Consider the following 25,222-nt stretch of genomic DNA (forward strand, 5'->3'; position numbering starts at 1 on the left):
AATCCACCCCCACCCCCACCCCACCATTCGGCCAAACCCGCCAAGGCCAATAGCGACGTGGTGAAGCTGGGTGTGGTTCACGGTAATTCAGTCTCTGCAACCAGTGGTACCGGGTTGAACAACAGCCAGACCAATATCGGCTCCGATGCCGCCATCAATAACCAAGCCTTTGAAAACGCGACTGGTGTCGTTTCGGTCAACCAGAACAGTGGTGCCAATGGCTTGCTGCAAAATCAGACCCAGGTGCAGGTGAATGCCGTCAGTGGTGACATCAAAGCGAAAATGGAGAGCGTGGATCTGGGTTTGGTGCATGGAAACCGGATCGGAGTAAGCACCGACGGTGCCCAGACCAATTATAACGGCAACGCCTATCTGGGCGACCATGCCTTTGCCAACACAGCGGGTATCATTTCCCTCAACCAGAACAGTGGCGCCAACAGCCTTCTGGACAATCAGACCAACGTGCAGGTCAACGAATTGAGTCCTTGCGCCAATGGTAGCTGCTTTACCGGCAAAGTGGATTTGATCTCTTTGCAGGGGGGCGCCGTCCTGGGAAACACGGTCAACATCTCCGCTGATCCTGGGTACAACTGGTACGGTCAGAACGGTCTGACCAATTACAATGCCAATGCCACCATCAATGGCGATACCTTCAACGGCGCATCGGGCATCATCTCGGCCAACCAGAACAGCGGCGCCAACAGCCTCCTGCAGAATCAGACCAACGTACAGGTCAGCCAAGTGGGTTCCAGCAGCGGCAACGCCTTTGGCGCGCTGGGGGGTGTAGTAGCGGGGAACGCTCTGCAGGTATCTGCCACGGGCAATCCGTGCAATCCGTGTGCATTCACCCAGGCGAACTATGCGGCTAACGCCACCATCGGTGGCAACGCTTTCCAGCATGCCTCTGGCGTGATCGCGCTCAACCAGAACACTGGTGCCAACAGCATGTTGCAGAACCAGACCTCGATCCAGGTCAACAACTAAGTCACGCGATGCAAGGTGGGGGGTGCCAAAGTCTCGGCATTCCCTATTTTTACCAAGAATGTGAGGAGAGAGATCATGAACATTCGCATGCGTCACTTATTCATGACGGGTATTTTGCTGTCCTGGGCATTCGGCGCGCAAGCGGCGACCTTGCCGATGGATGGCGTATCCGCTTTGGCCTTGCTGGGTACTGCCGTAGGCACCCAGGCGTTAGTACATTCTGCGGGCAAGGCGTTGCCCAATCAGAGCTTGTCCACCCTGGTGATGAATGGGACATCAGCGGGAAATACTGTGGGTAATGGGGTCGTTACCGGTAGCAATATCATCCAGGGCGGTGCCTTCGGCAATGCCTCCGGTTTTGTAACGGTCATTCAGAATTCCGGCAATAATGTCCTCATTCAGAATGCGATGCAAATCAACCTGACCATGCATTGATGGGAGTTTCTCATGTCTACTAAACGCTGGTTGTTGGCAATGGCTTCACTATTGGTCACGCTGGTCCTGAGTCAGGGGCAGGCCGTGGCCGATGCTTATTATTTGGCAACCGCTGGCGGTCAATTCAATATTCCCGTCAAGAGCATGAATGCCATGCGCTTTCAGTCGGTGATCCATCAACAATATGACTTTAGTTGTGGATCCGCGGCGGTGGCCACCTTACTCACCTATAGCTATAACGATCCCGCGGATGAGATGAAGGTTTTCAAGTGGATGTGGGATCATGGTGATAAACCAGTCATCGAGAAGGAAGGGTTTTCCCTGCTCGATATGAAAAACTATCTGGACGCCCACGGCTTCGCCGCCAACGGCTTCCGGACTTCTTTGCGCAATCTGGCCAAGGTGAATCTGCCGGCGATTGCCCTTATCGATTTTAACGGCTACATGCATTTTGTGGTGGTGAAAGGAGTCGAGCAGGATGAGGTGCTGGTCGGCGATCCGGCCTTGGGCTTACGCCTTATCTCCCGGAAATCCTTTGATGCCATGTGGAAGAAAAACGGGATTCTTTTTGTCATTACCAGTGGGCCGGGCATCAAGATGGCCAAGGCCTCCTTTAACAGCATTGCCGAATGGGACAAAGTACCCCGCGCACCGCTGGCTGCAGCCATGCAGCAGCAACCGTCGCTGGGTTCCTTCCTGCTCACGCTGCCTCGGGCAGGAAGTTTTTGAAGCATCTTAAAATAACCGGAGGAAATGATCATGGATGAGTTCGCTTGCAAGTCGAAACAGTCTTTTCAGCATACCCTGATGAGTGCCGTGATCATCCTCAGCATGGCAGAACCCGCCAGTGCGTCGGTCATGCCGGTGCTCGGAATGCCGGTGCCTGTAGCTGAGTTGGCGAAATTGCGCGGAGGTTTTGAGGTCGGGGGCATGATGGTGAAGTTTGGTGTGGAGATGACCACCTATATCAATGGAATGCTGGCATCACGCTCGGGGATCGACTCCGGCTCTAGCAGTAATAGCATCATCGCATCGCAGAATACCCGTGTTCAGCAGACCATGGTCGTGGCACAGGGAAATGGTGTACAGCAGGTAGTGCAGGTGGGAAATGCGAACCAGGTTTCCAGCAGCCTCCTCAACCAGGCCACCAGCGCCTTGGCGGTGGTGCAGAACAACCTCGATAACCAGGTGATCCAGCATGCGACCGTAATCAACCTGGATGTCAGCAACGGGATCCATACCCAGCAAATGACCCAGATTGGTCAGGCGCTGCAGCAGGGTAACATTCGGAGTTTGAACGTCCCGTAGGCGGATAGGACGGGAAGGGGGATGCCATGTTTCGGAAGATGATACGGACGACAATCGGTGCCGGGCTGGTGCTGGGAATATGGGCCTGGGCACCCGTCATGGCGGCAGAATCAGCGGGCGGTCATGACTTTCCGGCAATGCAACCTGCGGCCTTCGATAGGGGCGCTATCGTCAGCAACACCGTCTTGCGTCAAGCCCGTGGTGGGGGAATAACTGTACCCGGCTTGGCAGTCTCTGCCCATCAAATGCCGGTGGTCATGCTCTGGGATGAGTTGCCCATACCGGCCACATCCTCCAACACCCTAGAATCGGGTGGCAGTTCTCGGGGCAACACCCAAAATGGCGTCAGGCCAAACGCATCGCAGTCGTTGGTGGTAATCCTGCCCAATTTGCAAAATCTGCCAGCGTCTGTGATGCAGACATCTGGTTCCTTCAGCGGCAACTAACCTTCTATGGAAACGGATGGAAAAGCTGAAACGCGTAGAGCGTTTCCAGAACCCGCAAACAAAAAATTATTGTCGATACATGGTGCCATAGAGAATCTCAAAGCTTGTCTGCTCGGCACCTTCCACGGCGCACCGGAAAATGCCAGCAAAAACGCCTCGACAAGCTTGTCTACTGTATTAATCACCGTTTTTAGGAGCCAGAACTGTCTATACGCTTGCTCAATGTGTGCAGGGATCATACGCCGCTCTATTAGGTAGCTGAAAAAGGTTAAAAGGCATGAATACAAATAAAACACTCCCCGCACACGCGCACCAAATACATCCATATGATCATAAAGTGAATAGTGTTCATTTGGATTATTTCTCATCGTCAGGGACCCGGTTACTTCTCCAGGCCCCCTGCTTTGTTTTTGATGAACTCTGTTATCGCTTAGGGAATTCTTACAAGGCCAAGTGCTGGATGGCAGCGCGCCTGGAAGAGGTCTGTTCCCTGTCCCAAGATGCCATCGAGGGATATATCAACATGATGGCCGATCATCTGTTGGAAAAATGGAATCCTGGCACGATCCACGGCCTGTGTGCCCACCCCAGAACACAGCGTATCAAGGTATTCCAGTTTCCCATGGACGACCCGGTCAGTGAGACGGTTCGGCACGAATCCACACAGTAGCAACGCAATGAGCAAACCAAATACTGATTGCCCAATGCCGATAACCCAGACAAATAAACGCTGGTGCCAACGATGACTGCTTTTTCGGCTGCAACGGCGTTTTGAAAATCTGGCGGTTTTATGATTCGCGGGAAACGTCGGTGGCGGGTGGCGCCGAAACATCCCAACACCCTGAGTTAACGCTGCTTCTCTTGCCTCCTTCTCAAGGTGAAACATAAAGAAGAAAGAGGCATGGCAATGCGTCATCGGTTCTGCATGGCGGCATTGATGGCAATGTGTGGGGAGTGGAACCGACCATGGTGGCCCATGGTCGACGCGCCTACTGGAGCCGCTTTCGGAGAGGGATCCGGCCGGTATTCTGATTGAGTTTCGGTCCCGAAGGTGCCTTGCGACGCAATATGTCCCCGAATGCCCCTAGAGGGTGTAAGGGACCCGGAGTGTGAGTTGCACATCCGGTGCCTGGCGGGTGGCGCCTACGGCCAGGTTCAGATTGATGGATGTACTCTTATTGAGGGTGTAAGACCAGCCCACCAGAAAAGACCCTACCTCCAGGGTTGTGGCCAAGGGCGGAGTAATGCCGCCTACTTTAGGCGCGCTGACGATACTTTGGTTGTAGCCTAGACTAATCGACGCGCGGTCGTTTAGAGATAGGCCCGCACCAAAGCCGAAGCCGATGGCGTTACCGGGGCTAATGTAGGTGCCGGCGGCATTATGGCCAATGTTCCAGAGGTAACTGACATTCCCGTAAAAAACGGCCGGGTCAGAGGGATAGAGTACCGTGAGACTAGGCTGGACACCCCAGAAGCCTGTCCCCGTCGGTTGCTGTTCAAGAATTCCGGCCGGATAACTCTGATAGGTGGGCATGCTGAAGGGGCTACTGCCGGTCATGCTTTTTACTTGCAAATTGGCAATGTAATAGGGCGAGCCATTACCACCCTTATTGATCTGATAATGCATGGAGAGTTCAATGTCTCCCAGACCAGAACCGGTACTGTTGAATGCCTGCTGGACACCGTTGTTGGTAAGGTTTGAGACGGCGGTGTTTTGTTGCGCATAGACAAAAGGCACCCTGAGATCCATTTCCAGGCGGTTGCTCACCCCATAGCGAAAGGTGACACCGGCATAGGCGGTGTCGTTGGTGTATTGCTGGATATTTATGTTGCCAATGGCTAGTACCTGCGCAAGCACGAAACCCTGCACGGCGGCGATACTGGATGACGAATGAGTATATTGGATAAAGGGCTCAATGACGAACTTGCCTGCTGGCGTAAGCACTCCAGTGGTGCTGATGAGGGTTTCGATGGCCGGCGGACGGCTTTGTTCAGCCGGAGCTTGGCCTACCGGCTTGCTTGGCGGAGCCTCGCTCGAAGAGGCCGTATCGGCCCAGGCGGGGCTGGCGCACCACAAGGTGCCTGCCAGTATTGCGGATGCGTAGATTGTTGCTTGCATCAATCCTTGTTGTTTCATAATTCAAGATTCCTCCTGGTGGTAATGGCTAACGGTGTTTTAGCCAAAAAGTATTAGTATGATTAGTTGGTGCTGAGTGCATGCTTCTCCATGAGACGATATAGCGTGACGCGGGAAACGCCAAGCTGTTTCGATGCCAGCAAAACGCTGCCCTGGTTCTGGGCGAGAGCTGCGCGGATGGTATCGGTTTCGGCCCTGTCCCGCGCTTCGCCCAAAGTAAGTACCCACCGGGAGTTGTTTCTCTGCTCCAGTCCAAGATCGGATGGGGAAATCAGGGAGTTGTCGCACATGACCATGGCCCGGCGCACCCGATTGATCAGCTCGCGAACATTGCCCGGCCAGTCGAAGTTGTTCATGGTATGCAGAGCGTCTTTGCTGAATCCTTTTATCTTCCGTCCTTTTTCTTCGGCAAAGCGGTGGAAGATATATTGAGCTAACAGGGGCACGTCGCCGACGCGCTCGCGCAGGGCAGGCATCCTGATCTGAAGAACGTTGAGACGATAGTAAAGATCCTCGCGGAATCGACCCTCGCGAACGGCCTTTTCCAGATCGACATGGGTGGCGGCAATCACCCGCACATCCACGGTGATGTCTTCGCGACCACCGACCCGCTCTATGGTTTTTTCCTGTAGGAAGCGCAGAAGGTTAGCCTGGAGTTCCATGGGCAAATCGCCAATCTCGTCGAGAAAGAGGCTGCCACCGGAGGCGACCTCAATGCGGCCGATTTTTCGCTGGTGGGCGCCAGTGAATGAGCCCTTTTCATGGCCGAAGAGTTCGGACTGGATGAGATTGGTGGGTAATGCCCCACAGTTTACGGCGATGAATGGCCCATGGCCCCGCGAAGAGCGTTCGTGGATAGCCTGCGCGGCCAGCTCCTTGCCCGTGCCGCTTTCACCGGTAATCAGCACGGGTGCATCTACACCGGCTACCTTGCGGATTTCTTTGAAGACTTTTTGCATCTGTGGGCTGGCGCCGACCATTTCGCTTTCACCGTTACTGCGCACCTCCCCTTCTTCGGGCAGCAGCGCATCGGCGGCAATCTCTGCCATCCCCAAGGCATGGCCCAAGGTAAGCAGGAGACGGTCGGAATCGACAGGCAGGGTGTGATAGTCGTAAAATGTGGCGCTAACCAGCTCACGCAGGGGGGGGGAGTCGAGGGCATCCTTGGGAAGTAAGACGATCCAACGAATATGCCCTGCCCGGGCAATGGTGGACTCCACGCACCGGCAATTATTGATGATCTCCCGGTGATCCGGCGCGACTATACCCACCTTGAATTCTGCTGCAGACGAGAGTTTTTGTAGTTCATTAATATTTTCCGCATATCGCAGCTGCCACTCTTCGCTACACAGTCGCTCCGCCCATGGTTCTATGGTGTGTCTGGTGCCAAAGTACAGTAGTGGGCGGCTCACAACGACGGCATCTGCCCCGCAAATCTGACTGTATGACATATCGATTCCTTCCTCTAGAACACACCATCAGTAATCGTAGTGATGATAGTACAAATGCCGAAGTTCCGCCCCATACACCAGTTTCTATCATAGCTCTCGGTGACCGCCTGCTCCTGGTTTGGATGCGGCACCAGCGGCCTTGATTTTTCCTTTGTCAGACACCACTTTCAGCCTGCTTACATTCAACCGTTCGCTCTCTGCGCGAACCCAGTTAATTCAGGAGAGATAGAGATAATGGCCGCCAGCAAGGAAACCATGCAATTTCAAACCGAGATCAATCAGCTATTGCAGTTGATGATCCATTCGCTTTACTCCAACAAAGAGATCTTTCTGCGCGAGTTGATCTCCAATGCCTCTGACGCCTGCGACAAGTTACGCTTCGAGGCATTGGCCGACCCCGCCCTCTTAACAGGTGACAGCGAGCTCAAGGTTGAGGTGGACTTCGATCCCGAGGCTGGCACCATTACCGTGCGAGACAACGGTATTGGCATGAACCGCGACGAGGTGATTGCCAATATCGGCACTATCGCCAAATCCGGGACGCGGGAGTTCTTTGAGCGCCTCAGCGGCGACCAGACCAAAGACGCCAAGCTGATCGGCCAGTTCGGAGTAGGTTTTTATTCGGCATTCATCGTTGCAGATCGCGTCAGCCTGAACACTCGTCGCGCCGGCATGGAGGCCGAGCACGGTGTTCGCTGGGAGTCGGACGGTACCGGAAGCTACACCCTGGAAACTCTGGATCTGCCCGCGCGCGGTACCGAAATCGTCTTGCACCTGCGCGAGGAAGAACGCCAGGACCTGCTCAGTGCCTGGCGCTTACGCAGCATCATCAACAAGTATTCGGATCACATACCCCTGTCGATCCGTATGCGCAAAATGGGCGAAGACGGCAAGCCTGGTGACGAATGGGAGACGGTCAATAAGGCCTCCGCTCTCTGGCAACGATCCAAGTCCGAGATCAGCGACGACGAGTACAAGGAGTTTTATCGCTACGTCAGCCACGACTATGGCGACCCTCTGAGCTGGAGCCACAACCATGTTGAAGGACGACTGGAATACACCTCCTTACTCTTCATTCCTGCCAAGGCACCCTTTGATCTCTGGGATCACAACCATTCCCACGGTATCAAACTCTATGTGCAGCGCGTCTTCATCATGGACGATGCCGAGCAACTCCTTCCCCGCTACCTGCGCTTTGTGCGCGGTGTGATCGATTCCAACGATTTGCCTCTTAACGTTTCCCGCGAGATTTTGCAGGGTAACCGAGTCATCGATCAGATGCGTTCCGGTTCGGTGAAACGAATACTGAGTCTCCTGGAGGAAATGGCCGGGAAAGAGCCTGAGAAGTATCAGACGTTTTGGAATGAATTCGGACGGGCACTCAAGGAAGGACCGGGCGAGGATTACGGCAACCGCGAACAGATCGCCAAGCTGCTACGCTTCGCCAGTACCCACACGGACACGGAAACACAAAATGTATCGCTGGCCGATTACCTGGCACGAATGGCCGAGGGTCAAGACAAAATTTACTACATCACTGCGGACTCCTTCCTTGCCGCCAAGAACAGTCCACAGTTGGAGTTGCTGCGCAAAAAAGGCATTGAGGTATTGCTGCTCAGCGATCGCGTAGATGAATGGCTGACCAGCCATCTACCCGAATTTGAGGGTAAGGCATTGGCATCCGTCGCCAAAGGTGCGCTTGACCTGGGCGCCATCGAAACCGAGGAAGAACGCAAATCGCAGGCAGAAACCGAAAAGGGTGCGGAGGGTTTGGTGGAACGCATCAAAAACGCCTTGGGCGAGCGGGTGGAGGCTGTGCGCGTCTCCCATCGTCTGACCAGTTCTCCGGCCTGTATCGTCCTGGGCGAGCGGGACATGGCCCTGTACATGCAGCAATTGCTCAAGCAGGCCGGCCACGAAGTTTCCAGCACCAAACCTGTCCTGGAAATCAACCCCACCCATCCCATGCTGGCACGCATAGAAGGCGAAAAAGACGATATTCGCTTCGCCGAATGGTCAGCCCTGCTGCTGGATCAGGCGATTCTGGCCGAGGGAGGGCAATTAGAAGACCCTGCCGGTTTCGTCACCCGCATCAATCAGTTGATGCTTGCGCTGGCAGGCTGAAAGGCTGAGCTTACTTCACCTGCCCCGGACCGGAATCGAACTCACTCGAGTCGAGCGGCCACACCACCCATGCGGTTCCCGATGACGTTACGGGTCCGCACGGCGGTGCCGTAGGTCGTATCGCCTCGGCGGCATCAAAAGTTTCTATTGGCGACCCCCGGCGCACGCCACAACCATGGCAGCAAAGCCGGACTATACTTGCACTAGGGGGTGGCATTCCGACATTCCACGACGGGGGATCGATTGATGAACAGCATGGATGCATCACAGCGAAGAAAGGGAATCCGGATAGCCACCAATGTGAGCTTTCTGGTAGTGATGGCGCCCGTTTTGGCTTTGGCACAGACAGCTACCGCCACCGTGCCAGACACGGCGGTAGATTTCTATCCCGGTCCGAACATGATGGGTGGTTGGGGTCTTGGTATGATGGGCGCTTTCGGACTGTTTTGGGGGTTGCTGTGCCTGCTGGCTCTCGTGGGAATCGTGGGCGGCATTGTGTTTCTGATCCGCGGGGCCTTTGCATGCAAGCATCGACATGGGTGCAAGAGCAGCATGGCCGATAACGAAAGTGGTGTCGCCCTCAAACTCCTGGATGAGCGCTATGCGCGCGGCGAGATCGAGCGTGATGAATACCTTGAAAAACGCGGCGATCTAGGAAAATGAGCAGGCACAGGGGATGGCGGGCAGCGTTGGTGGTGGGATGGCTCACAGTCCTGAGTGGTTGTGTGGTGGCACCTGGGCCCGCCTATGTGGAGAAGCCGATGTCTGGGGCAATCGTCGTGCCCGGGCCGCCGCCCCCTCTGCCGGTGGTAGTGGTTCCGCCAGCTCCGGCAATGGGCATGGCCTGGGTGCCAGGGACTTGGGTTTGGAGGGGACAATGGATATGGTGGCCGGGACGCTGGGTCTACCCGCCCCACCCCTACGCCTACTGGGCACCCGGCCGTTGGTGGCACCGGGACGGACATTGGTTCTGGGGCCGGGGCCATTGGCGGCGACGGTAGCAAAGGTTGTTAGACTACGGAGGACATCCCATCATGCGCACTTCCGCCAAGGCACCGGCGACGGTTTACGAAGACGAAAGCCTCCGTGCCTATGGACCAGCCCGCGCGACCATTCAAGGAACGCCGCTCGCTCCGGATGAGTTGCGCAAAACCGACGCCTACTGGCAAGCCAGTCTCTATCTGTGCCTGGGAATGTTGTACCTCAGGAGCAACCCATTGCTCAGAGAGCCCCTCACACTAGAACATATCAAACCAAGACTGTTGGGCCACTGGGGATCGGACGCTGGCCAGTGCTTCACCTATATTCACTTTAACCGGCTGATCAACAAGTACGATCTGAACGCGATCTACATCTCCGGCCCCGGTCACGGGGCACCGGCGGTACTATCTCAGGCATATCTCGAAGGAACCTACTCCGAGATTTATCCCGACATACGTGAAGATCTGGTAGGCATGCAGCGCTTCTTCAAGCAGTTTTCCTTCCCCGGGGGCATCGGTAGCCACGCGACTCCGGAAACACCCGGCAGCATTCATGAGGGCGGCGAACTGGGTTACAGTATTTCTCATGCCTTCGGATCGGTCTTTGACTATCCGGACCTGATCACCCTGGTGATGGTCGGCGATGGCGAGGCGGAGACCGGACCATTGGCCACAAGTTGGCATAGCAACAAATTCCTCAATCCGATTACCGATGGGGCGGTCCTGCCGGTGCTCCATCTCAACGGCTATAAAATCAACAACCCCACCATTCTGGCGCGCATTAGTCATGCGGAATTGGAGGCGCTATTCGTCGGTTATGGATATACCCCCTACTTCGTGGAGGGTAGCGATCCAGAGAGCATGCATCAGGCGATGGCCGCCACCATGGAACACTGTGTTCTGGAGATTCGCAAGTTCCAGGAAAAGGCCCGGCAGACCGGTGCGGCTTACCGCCCCCGCTGGCCGATGATCATTCTTCGAAGTCCCAAAGGCTGGACAGCCCCCCGGAAGGTGGACGGGCATTATCTGGAAGGTTTCTGGCGAGCCCATCAAATCCCCCTCCCGGACGTGGCCACCAACCCGGCCCATCTGACTCTGTTGGAATCATGGATGCGCAGCTACCAACCGGAAAAGCACTTTGATGAGCAGGGCCGACTGATCTCCGAACTGCAAGCTTTGGCGCCCAAGGGGGGGCGGCGCATGAGTGCCAACCCCGTGGCCAATGGGGGTCTGCTGCGCCGCCCTCTGGATATGCCTGACTTCCGCACGTTCTCCGTGGAGATCGAAAAAACCGGAGGAACCCTGGCTGGCAACGTGCCCACGCTGGGAAATTTCCTTCGGGAGGTCATGCGGCTGAATATGCAGAACTTCCGCATCTTCGGCCCGGACGAGACCCAATCCAACAAACTCACAGCCCTTTATGAGGTCACCCAAAAAGTCTGGCTCGGGGAATATTTCCCGGAAGATGCCGACGGCGGCGAACTGGCCTTGCAGGGACGGGTCATGGAAATGCTCAGCGAGCATACCATAGAGGGATGGCTGGAGGGTTATCTGCTGAGCGGTCGGCACGGCCTCATCAATAGCTATGAGCCGTTCATCCACATCATTGACTCCATGTTCAACCAGCACGCCAAATGGCTGGAAAAATGTAACGCACTGCCCTGGCGGGCCGATGTGGCGTCACTCAACCTACTGATGACCGGGCTGGTCTGGCGACAGGATCACAATGGTTTCACGCATCAGGATCCTGGTTTTCTCGATGTGGTGGCTAACAAGAGCCCCAGCGTGGTGCGCATCTATCTTCCGCCGGACGCCAACTGCCTGCTTTCCGTTGCCGATCATTGCCTGAAAAGCGTTAATTACGTCAATGTGATTGTCGCGGACAAGCAAAAGAATCTGCAGTACCTGGACATGGAGGCGGCGGTGGCGCACTGCACAAGGGGCGCTGGCATCTGGAACTGGGCGAGCAATGACCAGGGGGTTGAACCTGACGTGGTCATGGTGAGTTGCGGTGACGTGCCGACTCTGGAGTCCCTGGCCGCCACCGCCTTACTGCGTCAACACATGCCCGACATCAAGGTTCGATTCGTGAATGTGGTGGACTTGTTCAAATTGGTACCACATACCGAACACGCACACGGGATGACGGATCGTGAGTTCGAGGCGCTGTTCACTTCCAGCAAGCCGGTGATCTTCAATTTCCACTCTTACCCGTGGCTCATCCACCGCTTAACCTACCGGCGACCCGGACAGCATCATATCCATGTGCGTGGTTACAAAGAGAAAGGCAATATCAACACGCCCCTGGAACTTGCGATCTTGAATCAGACGGATCGTTTTAGCCTGGCCATTGACGCCATTGACCGGATACCCCGCCTCTGCGATACGGGGTCCTGTGTGCGAGAAGCACTGCTTGATCAACAGTTCGCCTGTAAGAACCATGCCTACGAATTTGGCGTGGATCGACAGGATATTCAGGATTGGAGGTGGCCGTTTTAGGGAGCACAGCGGACGTGAATGAAATTGTCTCCGATCCTATCCGACCCTAAAATGCGAAAGGATCCCATCAATGAATCGACAGGATCCCATCACAAACAACAGGCGCGAAAAAATTACTTCATCATCGCCTTCTTGAACATCCGCTCTACCTTCATGTTGGCCTCATCAGCCTTCTGATTGGCGGCGTTGGCTGTGCTCATCGCCTGATCAGCGGTGCTCTGCGCAGCGTTAGCCTTGCTCAGCGCATCTGTCGCGGTGCTTTGCGCGGAATTGGCCTTGGCCAAAGCCTCGTTGGCGGTGGACTGTGCGGCGTCAGCCTTGGCAGCAACTTTGTCGAGGTCAGAGGTGGTCGCACAACCGGCCAAGCCCAAGGGCAAAATCAGCGCGGTTACTTTCAAGGCGGTGGTGAACTTGCTCATAGCAGTCTCCTTTGTTGGGTTGAATAACAGGCAGACAAAGCATAGCTAAAAAAACAACAACACGCCAGTCTTTAGTCGTACTTTTTCGACGATAGTCATAATCTGGCTCACTGAGCATCTGCGAACACCCAAGGCCGCCGTTTAAGTCCACGGACACCGGGCACTCAGCAAAAATGCGAAGCCTCTTAAACTATCTGGCCGCATTGGGTCGACTCTCCCACAGATAACCGACGCATCCCGGCAATGCAAGACAACCGACTGTTTACAAAGCAAAAAATTTATCCCCTTGATTTTTTCCACATTTTTTGTAAAATATTGTTCCGTTTCATATTTTGAGAATAATCCCAGATGCGTTGAAACTGGGAGAGGTCGCCACAGACCGACTCAGATAAGGAGATAGACTTGATACAACGATTATCTACCGGGCTGGGTATTGCTCTGTTTGCACTATTATTACCCAACGCTTTGGCGCTCAATTCACCAGACTTGCCGGCTCCGCTGCTGAACAAACTATCGAGAAGCGCAAAAAGCCTTCAGTGGATAGACGGGCAGATGGAAAAAACTACGGACACACAATCAGCTTCCGGGGATGGGTCTGCTCGCAGTGATGGCGCCCTACTCATGCGGCATAAGATGTTTTACCTTCGGCGAGTTACCGCTTATAACGCGCTTCCCGACCAGACCAGTGGAAATCCGGATATCGCTGCCTGCGGCGCCAACCGGCCCAACCAGATTGCTCTGTCACAGGACCTATTTTTCCTGAAGAATGGAGGCAACCGCTGTGGTGAACGCATCAACATCGTGTTACCTTCTGGGCGGGTGATAGACGGTATTGTCTGGGATACCATGAATTCCCGCTATCACATGGCTGCCGACATTCTTATGAGTAGTGTTCGACGCGCTATGGACTTCGGGGTAAAGCGGGCAAAATTACGTTTCATACACGCGCAGGCACCATCGACCAACGGTCTCTGAACCGACGATTATCGCCCATGATGGCCGGGTCCGGCCGCCATCATCGCCTCCACATCGGCCAAGCCCTTGGGCACCTCGCCTGAAAGGACATCCGGCCCGTTGGCAGTCACCAGCACGTCGTCCTCAATACGAATCCCGATACCACGCCAACGCTCCGGTACCGTTTGATTATCCGGGGAGAAATATAGTCCCGGTTCTACCGTCAGCACCATCCCCGCCGCCAGCTTCCGCCAGGACTGATCTGCGCTGCGATAATGGCCGACATCGTGGACATCCATACCCAGCCAATGTCCTGTCCGGTGCATATAGAAGGCCTTATAACTGCCCTGCTCAATGACTGCATCACGCTTTCCGGAAAGTATTTTCAAATCCAACAGACCATCCACAAGCACTCGGACGGCCTCGTCATGATAATCGGCAACGGAGCGCCCCACCTGCATGGCCGCGATCGCCGCTTCCTGACTGGCCAGAACGACTTCGTAAATTTCCCGTTGTGCAGGACTGAAAACGCCATTGACCGGCAAGGTCCGGGTGATATCGCCAGCATAGGCACCCACCTCTGCACCTGCATCGATCAGTACCAGATCGCCATCACGCAATTCCGCATCGTTTTCAGTGTAGTGCAGAATACAACCGTTGGCCCCACCACCGACGATACTGGGATAGGCCACACTGGGCGATCCAAGACGATGAAAAACGTGCTCAATCTCGGCGGCCAGTTCATACTCCAGCATACCCGGTTGGCACTGACGCATGGCATGACGATGACCGGCGCCACTGATACCCACCGCCGCCCGTAGGATTTCGATCTCCGCGGAATCCTTAAACAACCGCATCTCATGAATCAATTCAGCAACATCGACCACTTCGAGTGGGTAGCGCACGCCCTGGCGAATTTTGCTCTTGGCGACATTACGCCAGTGCATTACCCGCGCGTCGAAATCCGTGGATTGACCCATGGGATAAAACAATAACTCCCGGTTTTCCAGCAATTGTGGAAGGATATCATTCAGATCATGAATAGAGAGGCAACGGTCGACCCGGCATTGCTCAAGAGCACCCTCCAGCCCAGCACGACGCCCTTCCCAGGTTTCCCGCTCCGAATCGCGCGGACGACAGAACAGGATCTGCTCCCCATCAGCATGCCCTGGAACCAATACCAGCACCGCTTCAGGCTCCACGAATCCGGTCAGGTACAAGAAGTCGCTGTCGCCGCGAAAGGGATACTGCACATCGCTGTTACGGCTCTTGGGTATGGCGGTGGGTATAATCGCGACACCGGCAGCGGACATTTTTTGCATCAGATGACGGCGGCGAGCAGAATAATCGGGGCGGGGTAAATTGAGTTTGGGCATGGTAGAATAAGGCCTTTACTGCATGGCCCCTTCAACCTGTTTGGCAAATGCCGGATCGTCCTGTGTTTGCTTGAGCATGCTGGAGTACTGCTCCGCCGTCAAATGATTACTGGCAAGAATACGGTTTACACTGGTCATGTAAGACTTTTTCAACTCTTCCCGCTTGGTGGCAGTGATGCCCTTCTGGCTCAGGGCGTTGTGAACCTGTTCGTTGAGTGGCTTGATCCCCCGAACCGCGGCTGCGAAATTCTTTATCTCCGCAGGGCTTGCCACGGCACCCGCAGTCATTGCGGTGCGCACCAATCCTGGCGTCGATATCTCCATGCCGGACGCGAAGGTCACACTGGTCCCCAGACCAAACAGGCTCAAAGCGAACAGAGCGGGCCCTACGAATCCATGCCTGGATGAATGAAACACACTCTGCGCGGCAGAGTAAATGGCAGGCTGTTGCATAATAACCCTCCTCTCAGACTATCGGGAAAAATTCAGGAATAGCTTCATATATCAGTAAATTATGCGATTCATTACGCGCACTCCCAAGCCACCCTAACCGCTCCGAAAAGAGATTGCAAGCTACAGCACGCTATCCGGCCGACAGATGCATCGCAGCGGACGCGCAGGGCTTATCCCCCGTCGAAGGCCGCTGTTATGGCATCGCCAAGACGGGCAGCCGGGCGCAACTTGAAAGTAGCGGTACTCGAAATCTTGTCGCCACGCGGAAGAATGGCACCCTTAAAACCCAATTTGATCGCCTCCCGCACCCGCGCTTCAGTGCCCGCCACCGCACGCACCTCTCCCGCCAGACCCAGCTCGCCGAAAACAACCCGGCGCCCCTCCAAAGGTTTGTTGCGGAAACTGCTGAGCAGGGCCAAGGCCACCGCAAGATCGGCGGCTGGTTCGTTGACTTTGATTCCACCTGCGATATTCACAAAAACGTCCTGATCAAAAAACACACTGCCGCCGTGGCGGTGCAGGATAGCCAGCAGGAGGGAAAGGCGGTTAGGGTCCAGGCCGATGGCGACCCTGCGGGGGTTAGCCAGCGGACTCGGTGTCACCAGAGCCTGCACTTCCACCAGAAGCGGGCGGGTTCCCTCCTGCGTCGCCAGCACCACGCTCCCTGCTACGGGTCGGTCATGCTGCGACAGAAAGAGCTGTGAAGGGTTGGCAACCTCGCTCAACCCCTCTTCATGCATCTGAAAAACACCTAGTTCATTGGCGGCACCAAAGCGATTTTTGATGGCACGCACAATCCGGTAGGGGCTACCCGCCTCCCCTTCAAAATAAAGGACCGTATCCACCATGTGTTCCAGCACACGCGGGCCGGCAATGGCCCCCTCCTTGGTCACATGGCCGACCAGCCAGACCGTGGTGTCCGTAGCTTTGGCGAAACGCACCAGACGGGCCGCGCACTCCCGCACTTGCGCTACCGATCCAGGGGCTGATTGCAGCGTGTCGGTATAGACGGTCTGGATAGAATCCACCAGCACCAGTGCGGATCGCTCTGACTGGAGCAGACCCTCGATCGCTTCAAGATGGTTTTCGGCGACTACCCGTACGGAGCTCTGGCCCAGCCCCAAGCGCTGCGCGCGCAAGGCGACTTGTGCCGCGGACTCCTCGCCGGTGACGTAAAGTACCTTACTGGCCTGGGCCAGATGATGGGCGGTCTGGAGCAGGAGGGTGGATTTGCCGATACCCGGTTCCCCGCCCAGGAGAATGGCGGCCCCTGGCACCTGCCCACCGCCCAGCACCCGGTCGAGCTCTGCTAGACCCGTCGTGCTGCGCCCCACATCCGCGATCGGCACCGCGTGCAGAAATTGCGGCGGACTGGCCGTGGCATAGGTGGTTTGGGATTTGGCCCCGGTCTTCTCCATGCGCTGTTCGACGAAGCTGTTCCAGGCGCCACAATCCGGGCAGCGTCCCAGCCATTTGTTGCTGGTACTGCCGCATTCCTGACAGACAAAGAGGGTTTTGTCGCGGCTCATGAGACCAGCTGGCGCGGAACACGCATCTGCATACGGCAACTCAACTCGTAGGAGATCGTATCGAGTCTCGTCGCCAGGGATTCGAGGGCTGGTCCGCCAGCCCCCATAAGCACGACGGAAGCCCCGATTTCCGCCGACACGGTCGTCAAGTCTACAAAAAGCATGTCCATACTCACTCGTGCCAAAGTCCGGGTAGCCTGTCCGGCCACCGTGACCGGCGCCCCCGAACCCAGGTGACGCGGATAGCCATCACCGTAGCCCGCCGCCACGACCCCCACCCGGCAGTAGGCAGGAGCCTGCCAAGCTGCACCATAGCCCAGCCAGTCACCGGGGGCGAGCTCGCGGATGGCCACCACTTCGCTGCGCCAGGACAGCACCGGTTGCAAACCGATCTCGGTACCGCTGTGCCCGGCGAAGGGCGAAAGACCGTATAGCATGAGCCCGGGGCGCACCCAGTGCTGATGGGTAAAAGGCAGTGCCAGCACCCCCCCCGAATTGGCCAGGGTGTGCTGACCCGCCGTGCAATGACCAAAGTGCGCAATGGCCGCGACGAAAACGCCCGCCTGCTGACGACTGAAAGGGTCCTCCGGCGTATCGGAGCGGGCGAGATGACTCATCAGCCCCAGCACCTGCCAGCAGGGATGGCTTTGCAGCCCGGCAAATACTGCCGACAGTTGGTCGGGTGCAAAGCCCAAACGGTGCATACCCGTATCTACTTTAATAAACAGCCGCAGGGGTGCGTCAGCGGCATGGGTCGCCAGCCAGAGTAGCTGCCGTTGTTCATGGATAACGAGCAGATAACCGCGGGCGGCCGCGACAGCGACCTCCTCCGCGTCGAAAGGCCCTCCGAGCAGACAAACCGGTCGTTCCAGACGCAGATCATGAAGGGTTTCCGCCTCTTCCAGAGAAGCCACGGCAAAGGCATCGACACCCGTCTCCGCCAGCACCGGGGCGCAGAGCGCGACATCATGCCCATAGGCATTGGCTTTGACCGCCGCCATAACTTGCGCGTGGGGCGCATGCTGGCGTACCACGGCCATATTATGACGCAGAGCAGCAGCAGAAATATCGGCAACAATAGGGCGAGTCATGAGTACATGATACCGCAAAGCACAGAAAAATCCCCTGGCAGAAATCCACTTCTGGTGAAAGGCTAACGCCCGAAATCATCCCCGGACGGCGCATAATTCTCAAAGCGGGTATATTCACCGAAGAAACTCATCCGCACGGTCCCGATGGGTCCGTTGCGCTGCTTGCCGATGATCACCTCGGCGATGCCCTTCACCTCTTCCTTGTCCTTGTAGTACACCTCATCGCGGTAAAGGAACAGAATCAAATCGGCGTCCTGCTCAATAGCACCGGACTCACGCAGATCCGACATCTGCGGACGCTTTTCGGTCCGGTTTTCCAGGCTACGATTGAGCTGTGAGAGGGCAATCACCGGGATGGACAGCTCTTTGGCCAAGGCCTTGAGCGAACGGCTGATCTCGGAAATCTCGGCGACCCGATTGTCACCCCGCCCCGGCACCTGCATGAGTTGCAGATAGTCGACCACAACCAGCGCCAAGCCATGCTCTCGCTTCAGCCGGCGTGCCCGCGAACGCAAATCCGTCGGCGTCAGCGCTGCCGAATCATCGGCAAACAACGGCGCATTGCCGAGTTCACCAATGGCATGCGCGATGCGCGGCCAGTCATCATTACCCAGGCTGCCGTTGCGCAGCCGGTGCTGATCCACCCGCCCTCGCGACGAGAGCGCACGCAAGACGATTTCGTCTATCGGCATTTCCATGCTGAAAACCGCCACCGGCTTGCCTTCGTTACAGGCGACATGCTCAGCTATATTCATGGCGAAAGAGGTTTTGCCCATACTGGGACGACCGGCAACGATGATGAGCTGGCCCGGATGCAGGCCGGAGGTTTTCTCGTCCAGATCGGCGAAACCTGTGGACAGGCCTGTGACACCCTTTTTCTCGCGGGCGATGGTCTCGATCCGGTCGATTACCGCCGGAAGCGCATCCTTGAGTTGCCTAAAGCCTTCTCCGGCCCGCTGTTGCCCTTCGGCGAGATGGAAAACCCGGCTTTCCGCCTCGTCCAACAAGGCCTGCGCTTCCCGCCCTTCCGGACGATAGGCCAGTTCGGCAATTTCCCGGCCAACCCGAATAAGATCACGCAGGGTGGCCCGCTCCCGCACGATGCTCGCATAGGCGAGCACATTGGCCGCCGAGGGCGTCTCGTTGGCGAGCATGAGAAGATATTGCACGCCTCCCACATCGGCCAGTTGCTCGTGATCTTGCAACCACTCGGAGACCGTGACGGCGTCTACCGCCCGCCCGGCACCCTGCATGGCAATGATCGCTTGAAAAATCTGGCGATGGCGGCGCTCATAAAAATCTTCGGCCGTCATCGCCTCGGTCACTTGATCCGCGGTATCGGGATCGATCAGCAGGGCACCGATAACCGATTGCTCTGCCTCAATAGAGTGCGGCGGAGCCTTGACCCCGCCGCCATACTCCGCAAACTCGAACACTCCGCCGTCCCTGCCAGTGCCAGGGTCAGGCGCGCTCGACGAATACCATCACGTCCAGATCCACTTCCGGATGCAGGTGCAACCGCACTGGAAATTCACCTACCCGCTTGATCGGGCCATCCGCCAGGCGGATTTCCGAATGGGCCACTTCATGACCCAGGGCCGCCAGAGCAGCGCTGATATCATGCGAGCCCACCGAGCCAAACAAACGACCATCTTCGCCCGCTTGCAGGGCGATTTTGACCACGGCTTCCGCCAGCATGGCAGCGCGCTGCTGGGCCGCCTGCAGACGCTCTGCCTCGATATGCTCCAAGGCCGCTTTACGCTCGGCAAAGTCTTCCAGATTGCGCTGGTTGGCCATTATGGCTTTCCCCTGCGGCATCAGAAAATTGCGCCCATAGCCCGGCCGCACTTCGACCACATCACCAAGACGCCCCAGGTTGTTGATACGTTCCAGCAAAATCACTTTCATTTCCAATTCCTCCAAAAAATTCCCTGCAAAAGCGCCATCAGGGCCGCGAGCCCGCAAGCCGTTGGCGCAGATGGAAAACACGATCCACGACGCCCAGCACAGCGATTACCAGCAAGAGCTGTGAAAGCAGGATCAGTCCGATATAAAAAGCCGTCAGCACGAACAAGGGCCAACCCCTTGACGCAAACCACAGGTGCATAAAACTCAAGCCTTGCAGCAGATACAACCCGCCGACCAAAACGGCAAGATTCTGTACCGGCCATAGCGCATCGCCATGCAGCAGGCTGATACCCAACAATGTCGCGATGAGCAACCAGATCAACCGGTCCGGCAACACCCAGTCCCGAAACACCCGTTGCGGCGCCGGAACGCCCTGGAAACGTTCGCGCCAGCGACTGGCCAGCAACGCCGCCAAGGTCCAGAGCAGCGCCATGCCTGCGGCGAGAATCCCTGGCATCAGGCGGGTCATATCACCCAGGACCTGGCGCTGCGTCGTACTTAACTCTTTACGCGCTGGCGCCAGCAAATGTTCCATCTGTGCTTGCCAGAAGGCAGGGCCCATGCCTCGCGGTATAACCCAAAGCGAGAGCGCCAGCGCCAGGAGAGACAGACCGATAACGACCCACACTACCCCGCCCCACTGCACGTCCCACCGCAAACCTTCTCCCAGCAGCCGCCCCGGCAGCCAGGCCACCAGGGCAAAGGCGACACCATACCACGGGTTCAACGTAAACAGTGCGGAGGCAACCCCGGCAATCAGGAGGACTTCAAAGCTCTCCTTGCGCCCGGCCTGCAGGGTAACCAGCGTCACCAAAGCGACGCAGTTGAGCAGTAACGGCGCGGCAAGAAAGGGAACCAGTCCCGCAACACTAAAGAGTACAGCAATACTAATGCTGGCTTGCCAGCGTCCGCTGAGAAACCAGCGCAAGACCCCACCTTCTGTCTGCGCCGCCACCGGAACGCCAGTGCCTTAACGCACGACGTAGGGCAATAACGCCAGAAAACGGGCACGCTTGATCGCTGTAGTCAACTGTCGCTGATACAGATTGCTGGTTCCGGTAATCCGGCTGGGGACGATTTTACCCGTCTCACCCACATAGGCCTGCAAGGTTTTTAGATCCTTGTAGTCAATCTCCTTGACGCCTTCCGCCTTGAAACGACAAAACTTACGGCGACGGGTAAAGTTACTGCTGCCGCCGCCACGCTTGTCACCATCACTATCCCGATCTCTGTCTCGATTAAATGCCATCTGAAATCTCCTTGATTAAGCCGTCGCTACGGTTTCGTTATCGCTGTGGTCCGGCTCGCCTTCATCTTCGACAGTCTCTTCACTGCGCTCACGACGGTCGCTCTCATCGCGGGCCAGAAAGGAAGGGATGGTAACAGCTTCAGCGCGGGCCAGAATCAGGTGACGCAAAACCGCATCGTTGAAGCGGAACGCGTCTTCCAGTTCAGCCAAGGCGGCACCGCTGCATTCTACATTCATCAAAACATAATGAGCCTTGTGGGCCTTCTTGATGGGGTAGGCCAACTGCCGACGACCCCAGTCTTCCAGGCGATGAAAATGCCCGCCATCGCCCTCTATCATGCCGCGATAGCGCTCAATCATCTGGGGGACCTGCTCACTTTGGTCAGGATGGACCAAAAACACAATTTCGTAATGACGCAAAGGTTGCTCCTTATGGTTCACTGCGGAGTCCGGGCGCCTATCGCCCGAACAAGGAGTAAAAGGTGAGGGCGTATTCTAATACGCGCCGTGGGAAAAACAAGGGGTTAACCTTTTAGTCTGTACATCAGCCAGCAAATCCTGGGGCCAGAGCCCGCAATTGCTCGATCTGTCGCAGGCAGCGCGCCCGGTCTGCGACAGACAAAGGTGCTGTTGCAGCGTTGCCGGCGAGTCTCTCCAGGCGATTGCCCGTCGGAAACTCACCCTTGGACCGTAAATGGGCGACTGCCGTTTGCGCGCCCTCCGGATCGTTACAGATCAGCAGCAAGTCCGCGCCTGCCGCCAGTGCCGCATCCACCCGCGCGCCCATATCGCCGACACCATGCGCACCCGCCATGCTGAGGTCGTCGCTGACCACCACACCGGTGAAGCCCATATCTTTGCGGAGGATATCCTGTAACCAGCGCGGCGAGAAACCGGCAGGACGTTCCGTATCCACCTGGGGATAGAGACAGTGCGCCGGCATAATCGCCGGAATCCCCGCGGCAATCAGGGCAGCGAAGGGCTGAAGGTCTTCCTGAATGGCACTGAGCGGGCGCTTATCCAAAGGTAAGTCGAGATGAGAATCTGCGGCTACCGCACCATGACCGGGAAAATGCTTGGCGACCCCCTGCAAGCCGGCCCGTACCATGCCTTCCCAGAGCGCTACCGCGATACCCCCCACCCACTCGGGATCGCGGTGGATGGCGCGGTCGCCAATCACCGCAGAAACGCTGCGATCCAAATCCACACAAGGGGTAAAGTCCATGTCCAGGCCGAGCGCCCGGAGTTCCGTACCGAGCAGAAGTCCCCAGTCCCGTGCCGCCGTCTGCGCCCTTTCCAATCCGTCACGATCCGCCAGACGGCCCAGAGTCGCCATGGGCGGGAAGCGCGTCACTCCGGTACGCAGGCGCTGCACCCGCCCGCCCTCCTGATCAATACCGATGAGCAGCGGCGGAGAACGCAGCGCATGCAATTCGCCGCACAGGGCACGCACCTGTTCGGCATCGACGCAGTTGCGGGCAAAAAGGATGACGCCACCCACTGCCGGCTGGCGCAGCATCGCGCATTCCGCGACAGTGGGCCGTAGCCCGGCAATATCGACCATCAGCGGGCCCCGTGCGAGGCGCTGCAACTCAGTCTGTAGCGGCATGGGGGATGGGCTCCTGCGTACTGGCCTGCGCCTTGGCGGCGGCACGGGCCTTGGCTTCCACCTTGTCCACTTCTTCATTCTGCACCAGCTGCATATCCGGTGGCATGGAAATAGGCAGCGCGATCCTCGGCGGCTGGCTGGGAATACCATGCACGTGCACGGGTACGATCATCATGCTGAAACCGTCATGCTGCAGGCGATCCTGAACGATAAAGCTGACTTCATCATGCAGCAATCCGTGGAAGGGTCCCTGCACAGAGGTGTCAATCACCCGCCCGGCAAAGAAGATGCTCTGTGGAAAATAGCGGATAGCGACATTGGCCAATTCCTCCATCGCGAGGATACGGTCGGTGGAGTAAGTGGCGAACCAGGTTGCCGCCATCCCCTCGTTGCGGCAAAAGGCCATATACTGGTTAGCCTCAGTCTCTACATATACCTTCAGGTCTTCCAGTGCCTTGATACCCTTAAATTCACCCTGACCTACGATACCCGCCAGCAGGAACACATAGTTCTTGACGAAGCCACTGACCATACGGTGCGCAGTCAGCAAGGTATGCAGCCCCAAACCGTCAAAACGGCTGACAAAAAATACGGCCGTGGCGCCACGCGGATCCAGAGGCAGGTTAGGGCCGGACTCCAGATGGTCAGGCACCACATCCAGCATGGTTTCGTCCAGTTCGGCGGTGATTTTACCGATACTTTTGTAATGGCGATAGATCAGATATCCGAGACCCACCACAACCGCGGTGACCAGCAGAGTGAACCAGCCGCCCGCATCGAATTTCTCGAAAATGGTGATGGCGAGAATGGATGCCGTGACCATAAAGCCCAGGACACTGACGGCAAAGCGACCCCGCCAGTTTGACTCCTGATGCCGCTGGGCAAACCAGTGTCGGCTCAATCCTGCCATGGTCAGGGTAAAGGTGATGAATACATTGATGCTGTATAAAACCACCAGAATGCTGACATGTCCGCCCGTCGCGAGGAGGATGGCGATAGCCGAAAAACCAATGAGCAACACGCCATTACGCGACACGAAACGATCTGATAGGTAAGAAAACCGCTCTGGCAACCAACGATCGACAGCCATATTCGCCATGACGATAGGCGCCGTGATAATACCCGTGTTGGCGGCGATGAAGAGGAGCAGGCCTTCGCTGATCAGGGTAAGCAGTGCCGCCGCCGGACCGAAGTATACACCATCCAAGGTCCATCCCTGGGTAATCGCGCCGTAGAGCACGGCATTCAGCGTTTGCCCCTGTTGGCCATGCACATGATACATCAGATACAGAAAAATCAGACTGCCCGCGATCAGAGACAGGGACGTCGCCAGCAGGGTCATCGTCCGCTGCCCTGTCTGCACACGCGGCTCACGCATGATATGCACGCCATTGGCTACCGCTTCCAAACCCGTATAGGTACCACCACCCAGGCTGAAGGCCCGCAATATCAACGCCACAATGAAGATCCAGCCGTACCGCATACTGTCATGCTGAACACCGACGACCGTATTGCGGGCGATAGCTGGCACATCTCCCATGTGAGCCAGCAGTCCCCAGCCAAGCAGTATGACGTGGGTGAAGACGAAAGCCATAAAGATCGGCAACAAAATCTTGATGGATTCCTTCATACCGCGCAAATTGATGAAGATCAGGAACAGCAACACGGCGGCATCCAGGGGAATGCGCTCGCTGTACCAGGAGGAAGGCATGGTACTCAGCAACGCCTCGGTACCCGATGCCACGGAGATCGCTGCCGTTAAAATGTAATCGACGACCAAAGCGGCGCCGCTCACCAGGCCTGCTATCGGCCCTAACAGGGTGGATGCGGTGTGATAACCACCCCCACCATCGGGAAAAAGAGCAATGACCTGTTTGTAACCTGCCGAGATGACAAACACCGAGAGCGGGATGCCGATGGCCAGAAAAACGGCCAGATACTCATGCCCCTGCAGGGCATCGTAGATTTCCGGAGGACCATAGGCGGAGGAAGACAGCGCATCGGAACCCAGACCGACCCAGGCCAGAAAGGCCGCGAGCGAAAGGTTCTCGAAGAGTTTGGGATTGAAAACGTTTACGGCGCGACGAAAACGGGGTAAGCGGATCCAGGCCATTCAGTACTTCCTAGCGGGGGAACGCAGCGGTGGCTGCAGGCCGATAAAAACAGGGGTGTTTACAGGACATGCCGCAAAGAGCATGCACACCGCGTCCGGCGCCATCCGCACGCAGCCTGCCGATACCGGCTGGCCGAGATGGTCCACATCGGCGGTG

Annotated in this window: 27 protein-coding genes; 10 read left to right on the plus strand and 17 right to left on the minus strand. The window is 56.8% G+C overall.

What is annotated here, in order from left to right:
* The 5 genes from HF921_RS03050 to HF921_RS03070 all read left to right on the plus strand — a co-directional run.
* On the plus strand, positions 1-984 hold a 984-nt coding region (locus HF921_RS03050; protein WP_215893280.1), incomplete at its 5' end, for a hypothetical protein.
* Between the two features lie 75 nt (positions 985-1,059).
* Positions 1,060-1,419 (plus strand): hypothetical protein, encoded by a 360-nt coding sequence (locus HF921_RS03055; RefSeq protein WP_064219762.1) that lies wholly within the window; start codon positions 1,060-1,062, stop codon positions 1,417-1,419.
* Between the two features lie 12 nt (positions 1,420-1,431).
* Positions 1,432-2,148 carry a C39 family peptidase gene (locus tag HF921_RS03060; protein ID WP_215892583.1) on the plus strand — a complete coding sequence of 239 codons (717 nt, stop codon included), beginning with the start codon at positions 1,432-1,434 and terminating at the stop codon, positions 2,146-2,148.
* A gap of 30 nt (positions 2,149-2,178) precedes the next feature.
* On the plus strand, positions 2,179-2,727 hold the full coding sequence (locus HF921_RS03065) for a hypothetical protein (RefSeq protein ID WP_155735335.1): 549 nt from the start codon (positions 2,179-2,181) through the stop codon (positions 2,725-2,727).
* Between the two features lie 26 nt (positions 2,728-2,753).
* Complete coding sequence (locus HF921_RS03070) at positions 2,754-3,173, plus strand: hypothetical protein (protein WP_215892582.1); 420 nt, start codon at positions 2,754-2,756, stop codon at positions 3,171-3,173.
* Here the strand turns inward: HF921_RS03070 and HF921_RS03075 are convergent.
* The 4 genes from HF921_RS03075 to HF921_RS03090 all read right to left on the minus strand — a co-directional run bounded on the left by HF921_RS03075 (position 3,170) and on the right by HF921_RS03090 (position 6,761).
* Positions 3,170-3,541 (minus strand): hypothetical protein, encoded by a 372-nt coding sequence (locus tag HF921_RS03075; RefSeq protein WP_215892581.1) that lies wholly within the window; start codon positions 3,539-3,541, stop codon positions 3,170-3,172. The two genes, HF921_RS03070 and HF921_RS03075, sit on opposite strands and share 4 nt — an antisense overlap.
* Before the next feature lie 62 nt (positions 3,542-3,603).
* Positions 3,604-4,089 (minus strand): hypothetical protein, encoded by a 486-nt coding sequence (locus HF921_RS03080; RefSeq protein WP_215892580.1) that lies wholly within the window; start codon positions 4,087-4,089, stop codon positions 3,604-3,606.
* Between the two features lie 168 nt (positions 4,090-4,257).
* Positions 4,258-5,310 (minus strand): hypothetical protein, encoded by a 1,053-nt coding sequence (locus HF921_RS03085; protein WP_215861646.1) that lies wholly within the window; start codon positions 5,308-5,310, stop codon positions 4,258-4,260.
* A gap of 62 nt (positions 5,311-5,372) precedes the next feature.
* Positions 5,373-6,761, minus strand: coding sequence for a sigma-54 dependent transcriptional regulator (locus HF921_RS03090; protein ID WP_064218823.1), 1,389 nt, complete (start codon positions 6,759-6,761; stop codon positions 5,373-5,375).
* A 234-nt stretch (positions 6,762-6,995) separates the two neighbouring features.
* Between HF921_RS03090 and htpG the strand changes: the two genes are divergently transcribed.
* From htpG to HF921_RS03110, 4 genes are all read left to right on the plus strand, one after another.
* A complete protein-coding gene (gene htpG / locus HF921_RS03095) occupies positions 6,996-8,885 on the plus strand; it encodes a molecular chaperone HtpG (RefSeq protein ID WP_215893281.1) in 1,890 nt (629 codons plus the stop codon).
* Positions 8,886-9,185: 300 nt separating this feature from the next.
* Positions 9,186-9,548 (plus strand): SHOCT domain-containing protein, encoded by a 363-nt coding sequence (locus tag HF921_RS03100; protein ID WP_308169377.1) that lies wholly within the window; start codon positions 9,186-9,188, stop codon positions 9,546-9,548.
* A gap of 98 nt (positions 9,549-9,646) precedes the next feature.
* Positions 9,647-9,886, plus strand: a complete 240-nt coding sequence (locus HF921_RS03105) for a hypothetical protein (RefSeq protein ID WP_215893282.1) — start codon at positions 9,647-9,649, stop codon at positions 9,884-9,886.
* A gap of 33 nt (positions 9,887-9,919) precedes the next feature.
* A complete protein-coding gene (locus tag HF921_RS03110; RefSeq protein ID WP_064219184.1) occupies positions 9,920-12,364 on the plus strand; it encodes a phosphoketolase family protein in 2,445 nt (814 codons plus the stop codon).
* A gap of 113 nt (positions 12,365-12,477) precedes the next feature.
* Here the strand turns inward: HF921_RS03110 and HF921_RS03115 are convergent, their stop codons facing one another.
* Positions 12,478-12,783, minus strand: a complete 306-nt coding sequence (locus HF921_RS03115; RefSeq protein WP_064219185.1) for an Lpp/OprI family alanine-zipper lipoprotein — start codon at positions 12,781-12,783, stop codon at positions 12,478-12,480.
* A gap of 402 nt (positions 12,784-13,185) precedes the next feature.
* Here HF921_RS03115 and HF921_RS03120 point away from each other — a divergent pair, with 402 nt between their 5' ends.
* Positions 13,186-13,758 carry an RlpA-like double-psi beta-barrel domain-containing protein gene (locus tag HF921_RS03120; RefSeq protein WP_064219186.1) on the plus strand — a complete coding sequence of 191 codons (573 nt, stop codon included), beginning with the start codon at positions 13,186-13,188 and terminating at the stop codon, positions 13,756-13,758.
* A gap of 8 nt (positions 13,759-13,766) precedes the next feature.
* On the opposite strand, the gene pepP is transcribed toward HF921_RS03120, so the two are convergent.
* The 12 genes from pepP to HF921_RS13635 form a co-directional block, all read right to left on the minus strand.
* Complete coding sequence (pepP, locus tag HF921_RS03125; RefSeq protein WP_064219187.1) at positions 13,767-15,113, minus strand: Xaa-Pro aminopeptidase; 1,347 nt, start codon at positions 15,111-15,113, stop codon at positions 13,767-13,769.
* 15 nt (positions 15,114-15,128) lie between these two features.
* Positions 15,129-15,566: a DUF4168 domain-containing protein gene (locus HF921_RS03130; protein ID WP_064219188.1), complete on the minus strand. Its 438-nt coding sequence runs from the start codon at positions 15,564-15,566 to the stop codon at positions 15,129-15,131.
* A gap of 170 nt (positions 15,567-15,736) precedes the next feature.
* The gene (gene radA / locus HF921_RS03135) at positions 15,737-17,095 is read right to left on the minus strand and encodes a DNA repair protein RadA (RefSeq protein WP_215893283.1); all 1,359 of its coding nucleotides are present in this window, start codon (positions 17,093-17,095) and stop codon (positions 15,737-15,739) included.
* Positions 17,092-18,186, minus strand: coding sequence for an alanine racemase (gene alr / locus HF921_RS03140; RefSeq protein ID WP_215893284.1), 1,095 nt, complete (start codon positions 18,184-18,186; stop codon positions 17,092-17,094). The genes radA and alr overlap by 4 nt, the downstream gene beginning before the upstream one ends.
* A gap of 62 nt (positions 18,187-18,248) precedes the next feature.
* Positions 18,249-19,622, minus strand: coding sequence for a replicative DNA helicase (gene dnaB / locus HF921_RS03145; protein ID WP_064219191.1), 1,374 nt, complete (start codon positions 19,620-19,622; stop codon positions 18,249-18,251).
* A 25-nt stretch (positions 19,623-19,647) separates the two neighbouring features.
* The gene (gene rplI, locus HF921_RS03150; protein ID WP_215893285.1) at positions 19,648-20,094 is read right to left on the minus strand and encodes a 50S ribosomal protein L9; all 447 of its coding nucleotides are present in this window, start codon (positions 20,092-20,094) and stop codon (positions 19,648-19,650) included.
* Positions 20,095-20,131: 37 nt separating this feature from the next.
* On the minus strand, positions 20,132-21,049 hold the full coding sequence (locus HF921_RS03155; protein ID WP_215893286.1) for a DUF2232 domain-containing protein: 918 nt from the start codon (positions 21,047-21,049) through the stop codon (positions 20,132-20,134).
* 15 nt (positions 21,050-21,064) lie between these two features.
* The gene (gene rpsR, locus HF921_RS03160) at positions 21,065-21,343 is read right to left on the minus strand and encodes a 30S ribosomal protein S18 (RefSeq protein WP_014027827.1); all 279 of its coding nucleotides are present in this window, start codon (positions 21,341-21,343) and stop codon (positions 21,065-21,067) included.
* A gap of 15 nt (positions 21,344-21,358) precedes the next feature.
* The gene (gene rpsF, locus HF921_RS03165; RefSeq protein WP_064219194.1) at positions 21,359-21,763 is read right to left on the minus strand and encodes a 30S ribosomal protein S6; all 405 of its coding nucleotides are present in this window, start codon (positions 21,761-21,763) and stop codon (positions 21,359-21,361) included.
* 124 nt (positions 21,764-21,887) lie between these two features.
* A complete protein-coding gene (nagZ, locus tag HF921_RS03170; RefSeq protein ID WP_064219195.1) occupies positions 21,888-22,952 on the minus strand; it encodes a beta-N-acetylhexosaminidase in 1,065 nt (354 codons plus the stop codon).
* On the minus strand, positions 22,936-25,065 hold the full coding sequence (locus HF921_RS03175; protein WP_215861647.1) for an APC family permease: 2,130 nt from the start codon (positions 25,063-25,065) through the stop codon (positions 22,936-22,938). Before HF921_RS03175 ends, nagZ begins: the two co-directional genes overlap by 17 nt.
* Positions 25,066-25,212 (minus strand): L,D-transpeptidase family protein, encoded by a 147-nt coding sequence (locus tag HF921_RS13635; protein ID WP_369805329.1) that lies wholly within the window; start codon positions 25,210-25,212, stop codon positions 25,066-25,068.
* Positions 25,213-25,222 lie beyond the last annotated feature (10 nt).

Source organism: Acidithiobacillus ferriphilus, assembly GCF_018854775.1.
In the GTDB taxonomy this organism is placed as follows: domain Bacteria; phylum Pseudomonadota; class Gammaproteobacteria; order Acidithiobacillales; family Acidithiobacillaceae; genus Acidithiobacillus; species Acidithiobacillus ferriphilus.